Origin of the sequence: Streptomyces alkaliphilus (assembly GCF_014141535.1) — a bacterium.
Taxonomy (GTDB): Bacteria; Actinomycetota; Actinomycetes; order Streptomycetales; family Streptomycetaceae; genus Streptomyces; species Streptomyces alkaliphilus.
The window spans coordinates 1-734 of record NZ_VKHT01001557.1 but is presented as its reverse complement, the minus strand read 5'-3'; the positions used below and the strand labels follow the sequence as shown (position 1 = coordinate 734).

General features: G+C 75.1%; 1 protein-coding gene. It reads right to left on the bottom strand.

All coding sequences use genetic code 11. The features are described 5' to 3' along the window. Nucleotides 1-58 precede the first annotated feature (58 nt). Nucleotides 59-734: DUF885 domain-containing protein (locus FNQ90_RS25650; RefSeq protein ID WP_143625406.1), on the bottom strand; the 676-nt coding region annotated here is incomplete at its 5' end.

Sequence of the window (734 nt, the reverse complement as noted above, 5' to 3'; positions counted from 1 at the left end):
CCGAACGGCCGCGCACCCACCGCCCCCGCGGGGGCCCCGCCGCCGCGGGGGTCGGTGGTCACGGCAGGACGGCCAGCTCGTCGGCCAGGTCGTCCAGCCCCAGGGAACCCAGCGCCAGGGCCGAGGTGTGCCAGGCCCGGAGGTCGAACTCCTCGCCGCGCGCCGCGTGCGCCGCCCGGGCCGCCTCCCGACCCGCCAACCACGCCCGCTCGCCCAGCTTGTAGCTGATGGCCTGGCCGGGCACCCCCAGGTAGCGGGTGATCTCGGAGGCGAGATACTCCGACTCCATGCCGCTGTACGCGGAGACGAAGGCGTGCGCGAGCTCCGGCGTCCAGGCGTCGCCGGCGCGCAGCTCGGGACCGCCCGGACCGGGCTGGGGCACGCCCTCGGGGATCCGGCGCCCGGTGTGCATGCCGATGTCGATGATCACCCGCATCGCGCGCAGCATCTGCTCGGAGAGGTACCCCAGGCGGTCGCCGGGGTCGGTGAGCAGGCCGAGTTCGTCGGCCAGCCGCTCCGCGTACAGCGCCCACCCCTCGGTGGAGGCGCTGATCTTCCCGAGGCCGGTCTGGAAGCGGGAGAGCCGGTCGGCCAGGTACGTCCACTGGGCCAGCTGGAGGTGGTGACCGGGCACGCCCTCGTGGTACCAGGTGCTCACCAGGCTCCACAGCGGGAAGCGGGTCGCGCCCAGGGTGGGCAGCCAGGTGCGACCGGGGCGGGAGAAGTCCAGGGAG